Annotated in this window: 17 protein-coding genes; 14 read left to right on the forward strand and 3 right to left on the reverse strand. The window is 36.2% G+C overall.

Annotation, left to right across the window (positions count from 1 at the left end):
- Positions 1–6: 6 nt before the first annotated feature.
- Complete coding sequence (locus V179_RS26945) at positions 7–987, forward strand: DMT family transporter (RefSeq protein WP_051404806.1); 981 nt, start codon at positions 7–9, stop codon at positions 985–987.
- A gap of 108 nt (positions 988–1,095) precedes the next feature.
- On the opposite strand, the gene V179_RS0103110 is transcribed toward V179_RS26945, so the two are convergent.
- Positions 1,096–2,463, reverse strand: coding sequence for a hypothetical protein (locus V179_RS0103110; protein ID WP_028390232.1), 1,368 nt, complete (start codon positions 2,461–2,463; stop codon positions 1,096–1,098).
- Positions 2,464–3,193: 730 nt separating this feature from the next.
- On the opposite strand from V179_RS0103110, the gene V179_RS0103115 reads away from it, so the two are divergent.
- The 10 genes from V179_RS0103115 (at position 3,194) to V179_RS0103160 (ending at position 15,339) form a co-directional block, all read left to right on the forward strand.
- Positions 3,194–3,607 carry a BlaI/MecI/CopY family transcriptional regulator gene (locus tag V179_RS0103115; protein WP_028390233.1) on the forward strand — a complete coding sequence of 138 codons (414 nt, stop codon included), beginning with the start codon at positions 3,194–3,196 and terminating at the stop codon, positions 3,605–3,607.
- The gene (locus V179_RS0103120; RefSeq protein ID WP_028390234.1) at positions 3,607–4,464 is read left to right on the forward strand and encodes a M56 family metallopeptidase; all 858 of its coding nucleotides are present in this window, start codon (positions 3,607–3,609) and stop codon (positions 4,462–4,464) included. Before V179_RS0103115 ends, V179_RS0103120 begins: the two co-directional genes overlap by 1 nt.
- A 110-nt stretch (positions 4,465–4,574) precedes the next feature.
- Positions 4,575–5,270: a DsbA family protein gene (locus V179_RS0103125; protein ID WP_028390235.1), complete on the forward strand. Its 696-nt coding sequence runs from the start codon at positions 4,575–4,577 to the stop codon at positions 5,268–5,270.
- Positions 5,271–5,273: 3 nt separating this feature from the next.
- Positions 5,274–5,684, forward strand: a complete 411-nt coding sequence (locus V179_RS0103130; RefSeq protein ID WP_028390236.1) for a disulfide oxidoreductase — start codon at positions 5,274–5,276, stop codon at positions 5,682–5,684.
- Positions 5,685–6,045: 361 nt separating this feature from the next.
- Positions 6,046–6,543 (forward strand): TRAP transporter small permease, encoded by a 498-nt coding sequence (locus tag V179_RS0103135; protein ID WP_028390237.1) that lies wholly within the window; start codon positions 6,046–6,048, stop codon positions 6,541–6,543.
- Between the two features lies 1 nt (position 6,544).
- Complete coding sequence (locus tag V179_RS0103140; RefSeq protein WP_028390238.1) at positions 6,545–7,840, forward strand: TRAP transporter large permease; 1,296 nt, start codon at positions 6,545–6,547, stop codon at positions 7,838–7,840.
- A gap of 54 nt (positions 7,841–7,894) precedes the next feature.
- A complete protein-coding gene (locus V179_RS0103145; protein WP_028390239.1) occupies positions 7,895–8,917 on the forward strand; it encodes a TRAP transporter substrate-binding protein in 1,023 nt (340 codons plus the stop codon).
- A 460-nt stretch (positions 8,918–9,377) separates the two neighbouring features.
- Complete coding sequence (locus V179_RS26950) at positions 9,378–12,113, forward strand: S-layer homology domain-containing protein (RefSeq protein WP_051404807.1); 2,736 nt, start codon at positions 9,378–9,380, stop codon at positions 12,111–12,113.
- A gap of 647 nt (positions 12,114–12,760) precedes the next feature.
- Positions 12,761–14,608 carry a sensor histidine kinase gene (locus tag V179_RS26955; RefSeq protein ID WP_034300264.1) on the forward strand — a complete coding sequence of 616 codons (1,848 nt, stop codon included), beginning with the start codon at positions 12,761–12,763 and terminating at the stop codon, positions 14,606–14,608.
- Positions 14,605–15,339, forward strand: coding sequence for a response regulator transcription factor (locus V179_RS0103160; protein WP_028390240.1), 735 nt, complete (start codon positions 14,605–14,607; stop codon positions 15,337–15,339). The genes V179_RS26955 and V179_RS0103160 overlap by 4 nt, the downstream gene beginning before the upstream one ends.
- An 878-nt stretch (positions 15,340–16,217) precedes the next feature.
- On the opposite strand, the gene gltS is transcribed toward V179_RS0103160, so the two are convergent.
- Both gltS and hutG read right to left on the reverse strand, forming a co-directional pair.
- Positions 16,218–17,405, reverse strand: coding sequence for a sodium/glutamate symporter (gene gltS / locus V179_RS0103170; protein ID WP_028390241.1), 1,188 nt, complete (start codon positions 17,403–17,405; stop codon positions 16,218–16,220).
- On the reverse strand, positions 17,389–18,375 hold the full coding sequence (gene hutG, locus V179_RS0103175) for a formimidoylglutamase (RefSeq protein WP_034300267.1): 987 nt from the start codon (positions 18,373–18,375) through the stop codon (positions 17,389–17,391). Before hutG ends, gltS begins: the two co-directional genes overlap by 17 nt.
- Positions 18,376–18,497: 122 nt before the next feature.
- On the opposite strand from hutG, the gene V179_RS0103180 reads away from it, so the two are divergent.
- The 3 genes from V179_RS0103180 to V179_RS0103190 all read left to right on the forward strand — a co-directional run bounded on the left by V179_RS0103180 (position 18,498) and on the right by V179_RS0103190 (position 20,293).
- On the forward strand, positions 18,498–19,379 hold the full coding sequence (locus V179_RS0103180; RefSeq protein WP_028390243.1) for a LysR family transcriptional regulator: 882 nt from the start codon (positions 18,498–18,500) through the stop codon (positions 19,377–19,379).
- Between the two features lie 78 nt (positions 19,380–19,457).
- Complete coding sequence (locus V179_RS0103185) at positions 19,458–19,709, forward strand: YkuS family protein (protein ID WP_028390244.1); 252 nt, start codon at positions 19,458–19,460, stop codon at positions 19,707–19,709.
- 380 nt (positions 19,710–20,089) lie between these two features.
- Positions 20,090–20,293 (forward strand): DUF1657 domain-containing protein, encoded by a 204-nt coding sequence (locus tag V179_RS0103190; protein WP_028390245.1) that lies wholly within the window; start codon positions 20,090–20,092, stop codon positions 20,291–20,293.
- Positions 20,294–20,392 lie beyond the last annotated feature (99 nt).

The following is a 20,392-nucleotide window of genomic DNA, read 5'->3' on the forward strand; positions in this document are numbered from 1 at the left end:
ACCTATTTGAGACAACAAAAGCATCGCTTCTTATCAAATAGATATTGGGTCATCGCAATTGCGGTATTTTGCTCAATCTTATGGGGAAGTGCTTTTCCTGTTCTGAAATTTAGTTATGAAGAACTTGGCATGGCAGAAGATGATTTAGCAGCAAAAATTGTTTTTGCTGGAATGCGTTTTATGATGGCGTCTCTGTTGTTGCTTGTGATCATGTTCTTCATTAATAAAAATTCGCTGAAATTGAGATGGCGTCAATTGCCAGCTATTATTGGCTTAGGGCTATTATCAACAAGTTTACAGTATTTCTTTTTTTATAACGGATTAGCTCATACCTCGGGAATGAAAGCAGCTATTTTAAATTCAAGCGAAACATTTTTCGTCGTGTTCCTAGCTCATTTTGTTTACTCAGACGATCGCTTGGATTGGCGAAAAATATTTGGCTTGGTTGCAGGCTTTGTCGGGATTATACTTGCGAACTGGGGCCAGAATACCTCACTTAATTTATCTTTCTTTGGGGAAGGCTTTATGCTACTTTCAGGATTAGCCGGTGCTTTAGGAACCTTTTTGTCCAAGCGCCTATCCGCTGATATACATCCAGTTGCATTGACTGGGTGGCAAATGTTTGCAGGTTCGCTTCTTATGCTTCTTATTGGGACCCCGAGCCTCGAGGCGAATGCTCTAACCTTTACAGTAAAAGCTTGGTGGCTGCTAATTTATGCTGTATTACTATCCGCAGCATCTTTCACATTATGGACAGCATTGCTAAAGTACAACAAAGCTGGAGAAGTGTCTCTTTATAAATTTGTTGTGCCGGTTGCCGGTACCATTTTATCCGCTATGTTCATTCAGGATGAACTCTTAACGATTAATATTTTTATTGCATTGATCCTTGTAGCTGTAGGTATAACAACTGTTAATCAAAAAGGGAACAGCGATTGGCTTTTCTTTAAAAAACGGCGACAAACTTATCAGCAAACGTATAAATAGCAAGAATATGCCTTGTTTTGGGCATATTCTTTTTTTTGACACTGCTTATTACGATAGATGAATTGTTAACGTAAAAGATTGCTATTTCAATAATATTAATGCGAAAGATTATAATAAAATGATGGCAATGATTGTTCCAATGCTGCTCATGATCAACGCATATCCTAAATTCCAAAACGAAACTTTGTATGAATTGATAGAAAGGAGATTAGCGGTTAGCGATACAGAAAGATTAAATGGTCCGGCAATTGTAGTCGATAAGCCTGAGGTCATTAAAACGAGACCGACACTAACTGGATTTATTGAATGTATAATTGGTTCAAGTACTCCACCAAGTATACTTATCGTTACAAGAGGGTGAAACCCAATCATCGCAAGCCCAATAAACAAAATTTGAATAAATACAAAAAGTAAAATAGGTGTAGTTGTTAAGTATTCAAAAGGTTTTTGGATGTAGTTCATAAAGATTGAATCATTTAAATTACTTGTAAAAAATCCAACTGATAGAAAAAGTACCATATTATCGGTCAGACCTACTGTTCGGATCTGCCATAACGGTAGGCAATAGGCGATATATGATTTCAATCGTCTAATGGAGAGAGCCCAGACAAATGAAAAGGGAATAATAATCAAAGCGACTGTTTGAAGAAAACCCATATCAAAGATGTGATTGAATAGCATAATTGTCATCATGAAACCAATTAAATAGAGAAAAAGTGAGAAGATTTTTCGAGACATGCGCGTATTAATCCCTATCTCGGTTGCAGATTGAGCCTCTGTTTTGTGAGCACTTGTTTCGTTAGGCAATTCATAACGTTTAAAAGACTTAAACCCGATTACCCAATTAAGGACAAACAGTAGGACTGTGATCAAAAATAACCAAGGAAGATAAACAGGATAAGATACGTGAGTATACTCAACACTTAGGACTACGAGAAGCTCCATTGGGCTTATAAGTAGACTTAAAGAATATCCTCTAAGCAATGATTGTGAAATAAATCGATTTTTGATGTTTTGAGTTTCTCCCACAAGATTTTTTTGAACGACCGTTTTAAGCAAGGGAAGGGTTGCGATATTTAGAAAACCACCCAATAAAAAGGCGGCAAATGAACTGCGATAGTATAATTGCCCCAAATGGTGAATCCGCACTCTTAATAACTTATTTACTTGTTGATCATACCGTCCAACAATGATGATGCTGTTAATAAACGGAAGAACATAAAACACCGCAAGCAGTGACACGGTTGTAGTCATGTAGAGTGGAACTTCAGTAAATGACCTTTGCTGGTAGATAAAAATAAAAAAACCGACAACAAAAAAAATACTACCGACGACTTTAAATAAGTTTTTAGCTGATTTAAGGGAAAATAGTAAAGAAATTAATGCTAGAATACCAATGGTATAGGTAAGGAATGTTGAATGAATAAATAGGTTCAGAAAATAAGATATGATAAGTAAGCTATATAACACGATCATGATTTGTGTTCTCCTAAGGGGCGTTATTTTAATGAAAAAAACGAAAAATTCGCTATTTTTAAGTGACTCCATTGATAGGAAATCGTTAGACTAAAAAGGTAGATACACGAACTGATTGAAAGAGTCATTAAAAAATAGTTTAGTTGTTAAAGAGAATGGTATTAGGCCATTTAAGTCATTGATTTTCGAACACATATAGAGAAGTCTTGAGTAGACGATTAGCCTAGTTCTAAAAGGGTAAGTAGGCGGAAAATAACTCTCCGTACACTCAAAAATTAGTCAAGGAAACCATATATTTGCTAGTATCAGGAAGATGTTCACCCACTTTTAATCAAATTACAACATTAAGATACAACCGTAGTTTATAGGTATTTTCACAGTCAAATGGTGAAATGTCAAGGCGAACAAACGGATTTTTTTGGAAATTTAGATAATGAAGCTCAATGGTTCCATGACCAAAAAGCTTGAATATTAGCGGTTAATAAGTTAATAATTTTTGTATTATTTAAAAAAATGGTAGAGTCCCTTCGTTCTATTTACAAGTTTAAATGAATTTTTGAGTAGTCTTAACTGCGACCCATTGATTTTCACAAACATCATTTCTTTACGGAAAACAGGGGTTGCGCTTCAATAATCAACTCTTGTAATCTTCAATTAACGAATATAATAACTTGAATCGGCTAAGTTAATACACTACAATGTGTAGTGTATTATGGTGAGGGGGAGGATTATGGATATCAATAATTTTAAATACGATGAGGTAGGGCTAAATCGCTTCTTTGGACCCCTAGAGGCGAAAATCATGGAAATCCTCTGGGAAAATGAACGAAGCATAAAGGAAGTTCAACAGCGTTTGGATCAAGATAAACCAATCAATTTCAATACGGTCATGACTGTTATGAATCGGTTGGTGGGAAAAGGTGTCTTGAAAAAGAGAATACAAGGCAGGGTTTCATTGTTTCATCCTGTTCAGTCCAAAGAAGATTTCATTAAAGAGCAGTCGAAAAAAATTACAGAGAATCTGCTTGATGAATTTGGTGGCGTCGTCATTAATCATATGCTAGATGCAATGGAAGTAGTGGACCAAACTTTGCTCGATAAATTGGAACAAAAGATTAAACAACTTAAAGGGGATAAGTCGTGATGTGGTGGAGGAAACGGTCCCTTTTTGTCATAGGATTGAGTCTTTTGATTGCTGTTTTGATATGGAGCCAGATGGGGATGTACATCGCTCACCTTCTATTTGGAGTAAACCTTCACGTGAATGTCTTTAAGTTTTGCGTAAGTTTGTTTAAGGAATCTTCATTTTATTATTTTTTGGTTACGATTATATTGAATGTATTAATAGCCTATACAATCTTAATCACGTTGATCAAGATTATTGAACAATTTATCTTGTTGAAAAAGTTTAAAAAAGTGATATTCGCTCAACAAAATATAGGATTAACCAGTATCATAAATAGAAAATTTGAGAGTCAACATCAAGATATTATCGTCATTGATCATAGTGAGTCGTTCGCATTTACTTTTGGTTTTAGAAGTCCTAGCATCGTTCTTTCTAGTAGTTTAATTGAGATATTGGATAGCGATGAATTGGTGGCTGTAGTGGAACATGAAACTTTTCACCAAAAGAATGATGATTCCTTGAAGATTTTTATTCTACAACTAATCGCCCAATCTATTTGGTTCATTCCCCTAACTAAATGGTCTTATCAGAATTATAAAATTATGAGTGAACTATTGGCTGACGAATATGCGATCCAAAAAATGGGTTCTGAGCTAGGCTTGAGCAGTGCTTTGTTTAAGTTGATTAACAATTATTACAAAGGAAACGCTAGCCCTACTTTGGTTCATTTTTCAGGTGAATCGGTCAACTTTAGATTACAGCAATTAGTAGAACCAAAGAAATCCATCCCGGTAAGGTTGAAAACGACCTCGATGGTCATTTCGATTTATGTATTGCTTCTGCTAATGGGGATGATATTCGTGACGATTACGTAATTAGTTGTAATTGTCACTACCTTTTTTACTTAATCACACTACGTAATGTAGTGTATAATTTGTAACCGATAATGTGAAATAAGGAAAAATTAGAGTATGGAGGTCATACAATGGCTAATAAAAAATCAAGTAAGCAAACGTACAAAAAACAAAAGCAATCATCGAAATTTATCTTTTGGGTGATTGGCTTAATCGCGGTTTGTATCATCGGTTTAATATTTTTGTCTAACGGAAAAGATCAAGCAGCTGCCTTCGACTATACTGAGCAGCCAGTAATAGGAGATTCATCTGCACCTGTACAAATTGTCCAATTTGGTGACTATAAATGTCCGGTATGTAAGAATTTTGAGGAAAACTTCTTCCCTCACATTCAAGAGAATTTGATTGATACTGGAAAAGTTCAATTTTATTTCATGAATTTTTCATTTATCAATGTGGATTCGATCCGTTCAGCTAAATTTGCTGAGACGGTTTATAAAGAATTAGGAAATGAAGCCTTCTGGAAATTTCATAAGCTATTATACAGTAAACAACCTGATGATCTAAAGTATGAGAAAATGGATGTGTTTACCGATAAATTCTTAGAAGAAACATTGGCAGAAATCGTCGATGATTCTGATGTAGCGAAAGTCGTTAAGGCGTTTAAAGCGAAATCTTCTGAAAAAGATTGGAAAAAAGATATGTCCACTGCTAATACGTTGAACGTAACTGGTACGCCATCTATTTTTGTTAACGGTAAAAAGTTTACAGGGAACACTTTTGAAGAATTAGAACAAATGGTTGATGAAGCTGCAAAGGGGAAATAAACCATGAATAAACCATTGCTATTTTCCTGGATTATTTCCATCATTGCGACAATAGGAAGTCTTTTCTTTAGTGAATATCTCCATTTTGTACCTTGCACGCTTTGCTGGTATCAGAGAATTCTCATGTATCCATTGGTGTTTTTATTAGGAAGGGCTTTTTATGAAGGAAACAGTAAGATTTATGCGTATATCCTCCCCCTATCCATTTTGGGGATTCTCGTATCTGGTTATCATTACAGCCTTCAAAAAATCCCGGCACTTCAACAGTTCGAAATGTGTACGAGCGGTGTCCCGTGTTCAGGAGAATATATTAACTGGCTAGGGTTTATCACAATCCCTTTACTAGCTTTTGTTGCTTTCTTATTTATTACTTTTAGTATGGTGATCCTTGCTCGTACGAATAAAAATGATTAAGTTGTCGTCTATCGGTATGGAATACTGATAGACGATTTTTTATGTTTAAATTGGCGCTGTCTCATACTGTATTTAGTTGTTTTGGACGCGGACCATTTGCTTCACGAGAAATAGCGATGTTGATCTTCGATACAGGTGCGAGAAAGAGCGTATATTTAATGTGGAATTCCTGGATTATACAACAAAATAGATATATATACCTATAATTATTATGAATATAAAAGCTTATCACCTAAAAAAAACACAAATTCTTCTAAAAAAACTCTCTTTAAAAACATCCAAATTATTCGTAGTATTAGTTCATGAAAACGTTTTCTACGAGAAGAGAACAAGCAATATCAATAAAATAGGGGGGAAACACATGAAGCTAATCAAAAAAGTGGGGATTTTCATTGATTCTATTTTTGAGAAACTTGCCCTTACATCACTGATTGCCTTAGTACTAGTCGTTACGACTCAAGTGGCGACAAGAAAATTATTTAACTTTGTTTTCTTTTGGTCAGAAGAAGTGACCTTGCTATTACTTGGTTGGTTTGCTTTTATGGCGATTGCGATAGGATTTCGAGAGCACATCCATTTAGGGATCGATTCTTTTACGAATCTTTTTCCAAAAATCTTTAACAAAGTATTAGATAAAATTATTAGTATCTCTATTTTTGCTTTTGGATTATACCTTGTTGTTCAAGGTTGGGATTTTACTGTATTGATGATGGAATCAACTCTACCAGCAACAAAGCTTCCAAGTAGTATTACTTATATTGCAATGCCAATTACCGGTATTATGATATGCGGGTATTCCCTACTACATTTGTTCAATAAAGACACAACTAGGTATAAAGATCTGGAGGAGGGAATGTAAATTGGAAACGAATACGATTGCAGTCATCATATTACTTTCAAGCTTTGTTCTATTAATATTACTTCGTATGCCCATTGCTCTAACGTTGGTTGCCTCGTCATTAATAACAGTTATTTATTTAGGCATACCGATGCCAATTATTGGACAGCAAATGGTTCAGGGATTAAATTCTTTTTCACTACTTGCTATCCCATTTTTTATCTTGACGGGACAAATCATGAGTGCAGGGGGACTTGCTACTCGCATTGTAAATCTCGCAGGCTTAATGGTTGGTCGGATTCGTGGCGGTTTGGCCATGGTAAACAGTGTTGCTTCGTTATTTTTCGGTAATATCTCAGGTTCTGCAGTAGCGGATGTCTCTTCTGTCGGTTCTGTTATGATTCCAATGATGAAAAAGAAAGGATATGAAGCCGATTACGCAGTAGGCGTAACCATTGCATCAGCTATCCAAGGGGTAGTAGTACCACCGAGCCATAATTTAGTATTATATTCTTTAGCAGCAGGTGGAGTATCCATCGCTAGTTTATTTATGGCAGGTATCGTGCCAGGCGCAATAATGTTGATTGCCCTTATGATTACTGCTTACATTATTGCAAGGAAACGAGGGTATGAAAAATCAGATCTTATACCAAGATCACAATGGGGCGGAATTCTTTTACACGGTTTCCTTTCATTAAGCCCTGCAGTTATTATCTTAGGCGGAATCATGAGTGGTTGGTTCACAGCAACTGAATCTGGTGCACTAGCTTGTTTATATTCTTTTATTCTAGCGTTCGTTGTATATAGAGAGGCTCCAATATCAAGTGTTTGGAATATTTTGAAACGAACATTAAAAACGGTTTCTATGGTATTTTTCCTGATTGGAGCATCTGCGTCCTTCGGCTGGATTCTTGCTTACTTGCAAATTCCATCTATGGTAACTGATTTGTTCTTGAATTTTTCGGACAATCCAATTGTCATTTTATTAATCATTAATATTTTATTGCTACTTCTAGGTGCGCCAATGGATATGGCGCCAATGATTTTAATCATGACACCTATTCTTTTACCGGTTGTAACAAGCTTTGGAATGGATCCGGTCCACTTTGGGATTGTTCTTATCTTGAATGCAGGAATTGGATTATTAACCCCACCTGTAGGAACGGTCTTGTTTGTTGGCTGCGCAATTGGAAAAGTTTCCATTCAACAAGGTACGAAAGCCATGCTTCCATTTTTCTATGCATTATTAATCGTTCTGTTAATTATCACCTATATTCCTGAAGTTACATTATGGCTTCCGAGTTTATTAGTCAAATAACTTGAGACATGGGTGAAATTATAGATTTTAAAAAATAATAAGGGGTGTATGGGAATGAAGAGAAAACATATTACAGGCTTATTAGCTACTGTAATAATGGTTGGTGGAATACTTGCGGGGTGTAGTGGAAAAGATGAAACTGCGCCAGCAAGCAGTGATTCCAAATCAAAAAAAGCGGAGTTTACATTTCGCTTAGCAGATAATCATCCAGTAGATTATCCGACAGTAATAGGGGACAAAAAGTTTGCCGAGTTAGTCAATGAAAGATCGGATGGTCGAATTAAAATTGAAGTCTTTCCTTCTGGGCAATTAGGTGATGAAAAATCAGTACTTGAACAAGTTCAGTTGGGAGCCATTGAGTTTACGAGAATTAACGCTAGCCCGCTGGCCGAGTTTAATGATAATTTCTCAGTACTTGGTCTTCCGTATGTATTCGATAGTGATGAACATTTGTGGAATTTCCTTGAAAGTGAAACAGGAACAGAATTGTTGGATGGTCTTGAGGCATCAAAAATGAAAGGACTAGCTTATTACAGTTCAGGTTCTCGTAGTTTTTATACGACTAAGCCAGTTAAAAGTTTAGCTGACTTAAAAGGACAAAAGCTGCGTGTTCAACAAAGTAAAGTCAATATTGATCTAGTTTCAGCTCTTGGAGCAAGTGCAACTCCTATGCCATATGGTGAAGTATTTAGTGGTCTCCAAACTGGAATTATCGACGGCGCTGAAAACAATCTTCCTAGTTTTGATTCTTCTAACCATTATCAAGAAGCTAAGAATATTATCTTGGATCATCATCAACGCACACCTGAAGTATTATTAATCAGTCAAACGGCATGGAATAAACTATCTGAAGAAGACCAAAAAATAGTTAAGCAGGCTGCTCTAGATTCCGTCACTACTCAAAAAGAAGAATGGGCTAAGTGGGAACAAAATTCTGAAAAGAAATTAAAAGATGCTGGTGTAACGTTTACTGAAGTAGAAGATCTTACTCCATGGAAAGAAGCAGTTAAACCTGTTATCGATCAATATCAAAGCAAATATAAGGACTTATTAGATGAAATCGAGTCAGCTAAATAATTAAAGTGTGATAAATTTGTGAATTTCAGGTCAAACTTTGACCTGGAATTTATTTAATTTCAGCCTTAGAGTGAAGTGGAATTTCTTCTAGCAGAATTTAATGGAGACAAAACAAAATAGAATAATATCAGTTTTTTATAGATTAATACCATTAAAATACTTTAAAAAACACAAATTTTACTAAAAAAAACCATATACATGACTCATCCAATTAGCCGTATAATATTTAAAAAAGCGCTTACAAAATCACGAGATTAAAAATCAGAAAATTATGAATTTTATTATACGGATATTCCTATTTTAATTTTCTAACTATGAAAGTCTTATTGGAATGTAAATAAGGTGTACAACCAATACATCACTTAAGGAGGTGATCTTGTTTTTATACATAGCAGTGAAATTTTACTTCCTGTTATTTTATAGTCGTTTTACTAGAGAGAAATGAGGGGGAAAAGGTATAATGCGTAAAATCTCAAATCGTTTTAAAAAAATTGTAAGAATTTCATTCGCTTCGTTTTTAACCGTCGCACTAGCTTTTCCAATTGTAGGAGTAGATGATACTTCTGCTGCAAATAACGATAGTAGCCAAGCTTTGCCTGAACTTGATGCCCGTATCAAACAAAAACTTAAGATTAACGGGAAGGAATACAAAGATTTAAATGGAAACGGACAACTAGACAAATATGAAAACTGGCAGCTCTCTGTTGAAGAGCGGGTAAAAGATCTCGTATCGCAGATGACGATTGAGGAAAAAGCGGGGATGATGATTATTTCCTCGCATTATATGGGAAATAGTAAATCCTGCCCAGCTTCTGACAAAGCGAGCCTACTGTGTGAGAAAGATTCAATACAAACGATTAACAGTTGGTCAGTACCAGGTCAAGATTTTTATGAGTTTGATCCTCCGATTATCTCAGCATCAGCAGCTACTAAAGGTATACAGGAGCGCAATTTACGCTACTTAATTATTCGTGACAACCCATCTGCAGAGAATTTGGCGACATGGATCAATGAGTTGCAAAGAACAGCGGAGGATACAAGGTTAGGAATTCCTGTTGTCATGACCTCGAATCCTCGAAACCATGTTGGAAATTTAGCTTTTGGATTCATGGAAGCATCTGGTAAGTTTTCAGAATGGCCAGGTGAATTGGGACTTGCGGCAACGCGTGATGCGGACCTTGTTAAAGAATTCGCCCAAATAGCTGCTAAGGAATGGACGGCTTCTGGCATTCGCAAGGGTTATATGTATATGGCAGATGTTGTCACAGATCCTCTATGGAATCGTATTAATGGTACATTTGGCGAACACCCTGACTTAGCAGCTGACATGATAACTGCAGTGGTGAAAGGATTTCAAGGGGAAGAGCTTGGAACACATAGCGTTTCTTTAACGACAAAGCATTTCCCTGGCGGCGGTGCCCGTGATGATGGTCACGATCCGCATTATGAGTGGGGGAAATATAATCCATATCCAACGGAAGGTAGCCTATATAAGTACCACCTTCCAGCATTCAAGGCAGCAATTGATGCGGGAACCACGTCCATGATGCCTTATTATGCATATCCAAGCAATGAATTTAGTGTACCTCAATTAAAAGATGGTAAGGAATTTGAAGAAGTTGGTTTTGCATTCAACAAAGCGCTTATTACAGATCTTTTGCGTAACGAGCTGAAATTTAAAGGATATGTTAATAGTGATACATCTATTATGTATTCTATGCCATGGGGAGTTGAAAGCTTAACAAAGCCCGAGCGATATGCAAAAGCAATTAATGCCGGAACTGATATTGTTTCAGGAGAAGCAGATCCTACTGATCTAATCAAAGCCGTTAATGATGGTTTAATTACCGAAAAGAGAATCGACCAATCGGTAACAAGGCTGTTGACCGAAATCATGGAATTAGGCTTATTTGAAAACCCTTATGTTAATCCAGAACATGCACAAAGTGTAGCAAATGATCCAACTTCACAAGAAAAAGCTGACGTAGCACATCGCAAGTCAGTCGTACTTCTTCGTAACGATGATAATACGTTGCCTCTGAGCGATGAAAAAATAGCAGGAAAGAAACTTTATGTTGAGGTCTTTTCTAAGACAGAAGCGGATACTAGAAGCAGTGATTTGAAGAAATCAATCCAGCAGTATGATCCATCTATTCAATTGACCGACAATCTTAATGAGGCTGATTATGCTTTAGTATATGCGATGCCGAGCACTGTAGATGATCGTCCGGACACACCTCTAACAGTAGCATTAGGTACTGATACCGGAATCGATGTTGCCAAAATCAAAGCAATTGAGAAGAAGGTACCAACCATTCTGACAATCAACATGAGCAGTCCGTGGTTGATTAAGGAAATAGAGGAAAATGCAGCGGCAGTTATATCTGTTTTCGGTGTAAAAGCAGAGGCATTGATTGATGTAATTCGCGGCGATTTCGCTCCGACTGGTAAACTCCCATTCACGCTTCCTGCTAATCAAGCGGCGATTGATAACAACAATGGTGACGTGCCAGGCTATGATGAAGATGACTCTTATGTTTATCGTGACAAAAATGATCAAGCTTACGGATTTGGCTATGGCCTGACATATAAAAATGAGGCAGGACCAAACCCTGAGAAGGTAACATTTGCGGACATCACAAGTCATTGGGCGAAAGAGGATATTGAATTATTAGCTACAAAAGGAATCATTAAAGGGAAAACAAAGGATATGTTTGCACCAGAACAAAACATTACTCGAGCTGAATTTACAGTTTTACTCGCACGTGCTTTAGGTTTAACTACAGATGATAAACAAGGAAACTTCAGTGATGTGAACAAGAATAACTGGTTTGCAAAAGAGGTAGAGGCAGCGGTAAAAGCAGGGCTGATTAATGGATACCTTGATGGTACATTCCGCCCTAATACGAACATAAGCCGTGAACAAATGGCTGCATTAATCGGTCGTGCCTATAACTTTGTTGAGAAAAAAGAAGAGACTATTAAAACGGACCAAGTATTGGCGAAATTTAAAGACCGCCAGCTGATTGGTGATTGGTCTAAAAAAGACGTGGCTTTGGCTGTGCAGCTTGGAATCATTCAAGGCACACAAGCAAATGAAATCCAACCAAAGAAACCAGCAACTCGCGCTCAAACGGCCGTCATGTTAAAACGATTTTTACTTAAAGTTAATCTATTAGAAGAAGTAAAACAATAGTATTTGTAAAATGAGGGTGTTCCATAACAAAGGGCTAGACCTCGCAACACTATATACAGTTTAGTTAGTATTTTACTACTATATACTGTGTATAGAGTTCGAGATCAGGCCCTTTTGGGACATCCTCATTTAATAGGATATCCCCTAATACCAGCAAGCATAAAAAAGACCTAATTACGGAATCATCGAATGTAGGAGAAAACGTACTAATTTAGTAATAGGTTTTTCGTGTAAATATTAAGCTTTTTACGTAAAGATTGTTGTTTTTAGCAAGTAATAAATTCGAGCAGCTGTTGATTGCAGTTGATATACGAGGCTTCTTTAGACCGCTCGCTAAAAGCGAGTACCTGTAACGGAAATCAACCCAGTATAGTAGTTTAAATATCATTTTAAAGCAACAAAGTATCCGAAAAACAGCCAATATTCTGATGGAGAAGGACAATTCCAAGCATAATATGAATTGTACAAGTATAGTGATAGGCTGAATTGAAAAGCCCCTAAAGAAATCGTGATACAATTGGGCGAACACATACATAGCAAAATAATAAGTTTACCTAGTAAACATATCAGTTTACCAAGCTGGTTATTTCGGTTAAAATTAAATTTGGAAACGTTAACATTTTATAAAATAGTAGGAATGATAAGTTATGAAGAAGAAGTGGAGAAAACTTTCTATTTTTATCAGAAAATTCATACTGTTAAGCAATCAGTCACTTTTAATAAAGCTTTTCGTATTGTCTAGTATACTAGTGATTTTTCCTGTTCTTTCGGTTGGAATTATTTCGTACAAACTTTCTTCAGATAAATTAGAAGAGGAGTTTAAAGAATCAAGCCAACAAATTATTGAGCAGGTAGAATCACATATTGAGTATTATTTACAAGATTTTGAGATTGCTAGCTTAAAAATTATTAGCTCCCCTCACTTTGCTAACTTTTTAAAACTAGAAACTCAAGAACATGGAAGTAATCGAGAATTTACTGAGGCAACGCGTGCTATCTTAAAGGACGCCGAATATTCTAGAGCGGATATATCGAATATTACCGTTATATTAGATAATGATCAAGTCATCGATACACTTGGTTTAGAAAACTACTATCCTGCTAGCAAAATTAAAGATGAGTATTGGTATTCATCGGTACCGAGAAACGGGATGGTCATGTTAGTAAGCAGAACGTTAAAATTAAAAAATAATAACGAGCAGCCTGTGATATCGCTCGCGAGGCGTTTATATAATCCAAAGACTTTACAGCCAGTTGGAATGTTGATCATGGACATTAATTTCAGGAGGATTGAAGAAATAGCTAATAAGGTCACTATAAGTAAGAATGGCTATTTTTTTATTTTAGATGCAAAAGGGCATTATGTATACCACTCCGATTATTCTAAACTAGGAAAGAAGGTTGAGTTTGACCAATTGTCAGGCTTGAAAACAGAAGAAGATGGATCTGGAATATTAGATAATGATCGTAAAGATTTTATTACCTATTCTCTTTCGCAAAACCTCGGCTGGCGTTTTTTTACAGCAGTACCTTACCGAGATTTAACGGAAGGCATCATGCAAATCGGAAAAGCTATCACTTGGACGATATTGATCGCACTTTTCTTTGCTTATCTCATAGGATTTGGATTTGCAAATAGCATGATTCGTCCAATTCGTCGTCTTCAACATTTTATGAAGGAAGTGGAAACCGGGAATCTAAACGGTAGGGTGAAGGTGGAGTCTACGGATGAAATTGGACAATTGACAATGGGCATTAATAATACGGTAGAAAAACTATCCAATCTACTGGAGGAAATCTATATTTCTAAGTTGAAAGAAACGGAGATGAGCCTCAAACAAAAAGATGTTGAATTAAAGATGCTGCAGTCACAAATTAATCCGCATTTTTTATATAATTCACTTGAAACAATTAGAGGAATGGCATTGGAAGAAAATCAGGAGGACATTGCTAGTATGTCTTCTTCACTCGGAAAGCTTTTAAGATATAATCTTAAAAACAGCTCTCCTACCGTTAGTTTAGGAGAAGAAATTAAGTTTTGTGAGATGTACTTGCAAATTCAAAAGTTTCGTTTTGAAGACCGTTTTGAGTATATGTTTGATATTCCAGAATGGGCAATGGACCTTAAGGTTGTCAAGTTTTCGATGCAGCCTTTAGTAGAAAATTGTTTTAAGCACGGTTTTGATCAGATTAATAGAAAAATGAAGATTACCTTATCTGTATCTCAAGTTTCAGAATCTTCTATCGTTATTCGCGTTTTAGATACAGGTGTTGGAATTCAGGGTGATGTTCTATATGGAATTATAAAAAAAATGGAACAAAAAACAACAACCAGTAACGGATTAAATATTGGAATCATTAATGTTCATCAAAGGATTTCTTACTTGTTTGGCTCTGAGTATGGGATTACAATACAAAGCACACAAGGTATAGGAACATCGGTAGATATGCATTTGCCAATCATGAAAGTAAATGAGGAAGGGATGATAGAGTGAAAAACATCTTATTGGTTGATGATGAGAGATGGGTTCGTACCGCACTTAAGTGGACGATAAATAAGTTGCATCTCCCAATACATGTTACCCATGAATGCAAAAACGGGTTAGAAGCTCTTGATTGGCTTAAACAACATGACGTAGATTTAGTCATAACCGATATTCAAATGCCGATTATGGATGGACTTACATTTATAAAGCAAGTGCGGGATTTAGAATTGCATGTGGATATTATCGTTATAAGTGTTCATGATGAATTTCCGTTTATACAGGATGCTATGCGAAAAGGAGTGACAGATTATTTATTAAAACCGATAGATGATGAGGATTTAAAAAGATGTTTAGAAAACTGGTTAAAAAAAGGGAAGGGAGTTCAGGTAGATAGTAGAAATGTTGAAGAATCCTTTCCGCTTTCCACAATAGATAAAGTTCTTCAATATATCGAGGCAACTCCACTTGGAGAAATTAGCCTTAAAGAGGCTGCCAAAAAAGTACATGTCAATCCTAGTTATTTGAGTCAATTATTCAAACAACAAGTAAAACGAAATTTCGTTGATTATTTAACGGAACTTCGAATGGAAGAAGCAAAAAAGATATTAAAGACGAGCAACTTGCGGATTTCAGAGATTGCTGAACGCTTAGGTTATTCTGATATAGCGTATTTCAGTAATACTTTCAAACGAATGACTAGTTTCTCTCCATCGGAGTTTCGAAAGGTTAAAATCGAGTGATGGATGATTGGTGAATATACCAAGACGCCATAGGTGTTCCAAAGAAAAAAGGGTATGTAAAACATAGAAGAAAAAAGGTTGGTATTATCTGAAGGGAAGTGAATGGATCAAGTTAATCATTTTTCTTGATCATAAAAACCAATTCTCATTTTTACTTATTAGAATCGGTTATTGGGTCACTTTGATATTTTTGTGTGGAGATCATCTAATCATCCTTACTTTTAGTGTGAAGTTTACGTGGGTGTTTAGTATCATTAATAAAATTATCTTCTCCACATTAATTCATATGATTTCGCGTACCATACGAATCCAACTTTTAGCGATTCTAGCATTTTTTTCATTTATGTGTTCCCCTTTCAAATTTATAGGATGTTTACTTTTGGTTTTACAATTACCTTCTATACATTAATTCATGTGATTTTACGTATAAATCGAATCCTACTTTTAATGATGTTAAAAACTTATTCATATGTGTCATCTCCTTTATAACTTATAGTATTATTATCAGATATTAGCTATATTTTAACAATGTCATTGAAATCGGTAACAATGATGAAGAAAACGGAAACATAGTTAATGAAAACGGGGTCAATTACATTAATCTCATTATTTCGCAGTTTTACTTGATTTTTTAGTGGATGTTTATAAAATTAGGATGTTTCAAAAGTAATGAGGTTAGTGCGGGTTAACCGTAAAGGGAAAAAATGAAGGAATTACGAAATGATACGATAAGAATAGATGGAATGTTATCAAGAGGCGTCGGAGGAATATGAAAGGGCGTAATCTAATAGGATCTGTCCTTTTAGATTACGCCCTTTCTTTATTTGATCCTGGATTAATGGGAATAATCCATAATCGCTCACTAAATGAGCTTCACTTTATTTAAATAAATTTATTGTCGTAATAATGATCGGCATGGCAAATACATCAATAAGAAAAGCACCTACAATTGGAACGACCAAGTATGCTTTACGTGAAGGGCCAAAACGCTCTGTCACTGCTGCCATATTAGCCATTGCATTTGGTGTAGCACCAAGACCGTGACCTGTAAAACCAGCTACCATCACTGCGGCGTCATAATTTTTTCCGAGCAATCGGAACAAAATGAAAATACCGAAAAGAACAATAAATACAACTTGTACAAACACAATTACTAACATTGGAAGTGCAAGATCAGCTACTTCCCATAATTTTATACTCATGAGTGCCATAGACAGGAAGATACCGAGTGTCACATCACCAATCAAGTTAATGCTTTTCATGTCTATTGCATTTGGATTGCGTTTATCCACGATATTGCGGACAATGACTGCCACAAACATGGACCCTACATAACCAGGAAGGACAAAGCCAGTTGCTGTCGAAAACAGTTCCCCTAAATACGTTCCTAACGCCATACAGAATGTAATGAGTAAGACTTGGGTGAAGAAGGTATTTGTCGTAATCTCTTGAACTTTTTCTTCGACATTGGTTACCTCTTCTTCTGTTTCAGTCGGTTTTAGATCGTATTTTGAAATTAAATATTTAACAGTCGGACCGCCAACTAAACCACCGGCTATGAGACCAAAGGTAGCTGCTGCTATCCCAATGGACAATGCTGAATTAATTCCCATATCTTCAAGGGTTTGACCAAATGCGCCTGCTGCTCCATGACCACCTTCCATGGAAACAGCCCCTGCCATCATTCCTATTAGTGGATGAATGTCGAACAATGAAGCTAAGGAGACACCGATCGCATTTTGTGCTAAAGCCAAGAATCCGCAGGCAAGCCAATAAATGACGAGCAACTTGCCACCTAATTTAATGAGTTTAAAGCTTGCTCCCAAGCCTACAGTTGTGAAGAATGTGATCATGAAGAGACTTTGTAGTGAGGTATCTAATGTAATTTCCAAAAGACCCGTAGCCTTTAGAATCGTTGCAATGATTGCAAACAATAGCCCACCAACAACTGGCGCTGGAATACAAAATTTTTGCAGAAAACCAGCTTTTTTTACAATGACTGTTCCTACTACTAAAAGTGCTACTGCCAAAAATATCGTCGTTACTTGATCAAGTGCTAATGTCATTGTTGGTTCCTCCTAAAAATGCCATAATGGCTTCATTTATCAAATAAGCACCTAATTTAACTGTTCTGCCGTTTTCATCTACAGCCGGATTCACTTCACAAATATCGAACGAGAGAGTTTTCTCGTGAGATGCAACTGTACGGATAATGGATCGGACAATCATTGGTGTTAAGCCAAAAGGAGACGGAGCACTGACTCCAGGTGCAAATGCTGCATTCAAGACATCTGTACAAAGTGTAAACATAACATGATCATGCTTTTCTATGAATTCATTTAATTCAGAAATTATTGCATCCTTATTTCCTTCATGCATATCTTCTTCGTACATATAGCGAGTACCGAGCTCGTCCGCTTTATCAAATAATTCCTGTGTGTTACCGAAACGCTGGATACCAAGCACAAAGTAATGGCTATTTTTGTCATGTTCTAATATTTGTCTGAACATTGTTCCTGATGATGGCTGATCTTCATATGAGCGTAAGTCGAAATGAGCATCAATATTGATGATTCCAAGTGAAGCATCTTTTCCTATATGTTTTCGGACACCTAAATAATGTCCGTACAATGTTTCGTGTCCTCCGCCTAAAATAATTGGCGTTACCGATTTTGAAAAGATGTCAGAGATTATATTACCTAATAATTCTTGGGCTTCTTCAAGGAAGTCGTTTTCACAAATAACATTCCCCACATCATAAATACAACTATTTTCCTGCAGCTTCCAAGGGATATTAGAAAGCGCTTTCCTTATAGAGTTGGGGGCTTTTGCTGCACCTAATCTTCCCTGGTTACGTCTAACTCCTTCCTCACATTCAAATCCGATTATTGCACAAGAGTTGTCTGAGGGAGTTTTTAATTTATCCAAGTCAATCAATTCCACAATTTGATGGTAGCGAAAACTGCTTCTTCTTTCTGTATGATCAGTTCGGCCAGTCCATAAATCTGCTGAAACGTTATTTGGCATTCTTCTCATCCTTTCTGAACCTTCTGATATAAGTTCTGTTTTTTGATTATATAATGACACACTTATTATTTCTAATATATAATTCAAATATAACGATAGTTTAAAGCTATAAATAAGAGAGGAAGATTGTTTTGGACATTAAGCAGTTGCGTTATTTTGTAACGATTTCCGATCAGCTAAGCTATTCTAAGGCCGCACAAAAACTGCATATTTCACAACCATCTTTAAGCAATGCCATAAAAAATTTGGAGCGTGAGGTTGGCTCGCCACTGCTTGAAAGAAGTACAAGAAAAATCGAATTAACGGATGCTGGTAAAATTTTATATGAAAAATCGATCTTGCTTCTTTCCCAAATGAACATTTTGAAAAAAGAAATGGAAGAAGTAAAGCTGACTGGCAACGGAGAACTTATCATTGGTATGATCGAGTCAGTAAAGCATTGGATTCCGAAAGTGATCCATGACTATCAAGGTCGTTTTCCGACTATAAATATTAAGCTGATCGAAGTGCTGAGTGGAAAAGCTGTGAAAGATTCGCTAAGAAAATATCATACACATTTAATCATTACAAACCAGTATATTCGTGAAGACGATTTTGAATCGTTCCCTTTGTATGATGAAAGATTAGTACTTGTGATGCACAAGGATCATCATTTGGCTCAGAAAGAATTCATTCATTTGAAAGAGTTGGAAGGAGACCCTTTTATTATTAGTAAGGAAGGATTTCAAACGAGAGAAGATATTTTAACAGCCTTTAAACTCGAACAAGCTGCTCCGAAAATAAAATTTGAAATTGAACGTTTTGAAACAGCATTATCATTAGTGAGAGAAAATCTGGGTATTACTATTATCCCCGAACATTATTTGTCTGGACCAAAGGATGATTCAATTGTCCGGAAAATTATTGATTCTAAAGCATTAAAAAGGACTGTTTATTTAACATTTATGAAAAACCGTTATTTAGCTCCCTCGGTTCAAACTTTTTTAGAAGATATTCGGCGGAACTTTGCCTGACACACTTTTTATTTTGAAAAGAAATGTATACATACAACGGCTTAAAAAAGGAAAGCTTAGCAAGTAGGAGGTGTAACTATGCAAAAAATTGGTGTTGAAGGATCATTAACGAATATTTCCGAAGCATTACGTGAAAAGGGCTATGATGTCGTTGAATTAAAACAGGAAGCTGACGCACAAAACGTAGACTTTTGTGTTGTGACAGGATTAGATTCAAATATGATGGGCATACAAGAGGTTTCCGCAAAAGGTTCAGTTATTGAGGCGAGCGGGATGTCAGCAAATGAGGTCATTAGTGAAATTGAAAATAAAATAAATCATTCACATTAAACATATAAGGCTGGATCAGGAATCGTACGTATACGATAACTTTGGTTCAGTCTTTCCTATATGTATTTAACTTTATCCCCTATTAATGGGCAGTCCCCGCCCAAGGTTTAGAGGATCAAGGAAGCGTAGGTGGGGGTTAGGGGCTAAATCTAGTTGCTAACAGGATGTGGGTCACTCAGACAAAGACATGAGTACGCGGCGTACTTAGTCTGAGTTCGTTGAATCGGGTTCGTACTGTCGCTTGGACTAACAATCAGGGGGACAAAGAACCCCGCACACTGATTGAAGTTTTACTTTATGGGCAAATTTGGGATTCATAATATGATCTTTATTTATGCATTCTAACATTTGTAATAATTAAACTTAAGGAGGAATTTTATATGACTGTAATTAATCAAGTGCAACAAACGTTATCGGGTCTAAAAGGTATTCAAGCTAGTTTTGAAACATTTGCATTGGCAACGGATAATGAACAGGCAAAACAAATGTATCAACAAGCAGCACAACAAACACAAACCATAGTTGACACTCTTACCCCTCGAGTTCAACAAATCATCCAAGAAGAGCCTCAATATAAACAATAATGATATGTGAAAAATAGGTAAACTAATGTAAAGAGTCGGTCCTCACAACACAACTATATTTAAGTATGCAACTCTCTATATGGTATGAGGTCGATCTTT

This window comes from Bacillus cihuensis (genome assembly GCF_000504145.1).
Taxonomy (GTDB): Bacteria; Bacillota; Bacilli; order Bacillales; family DSM-1321; genus Peribacillus; species Peribacillus huizhouensis.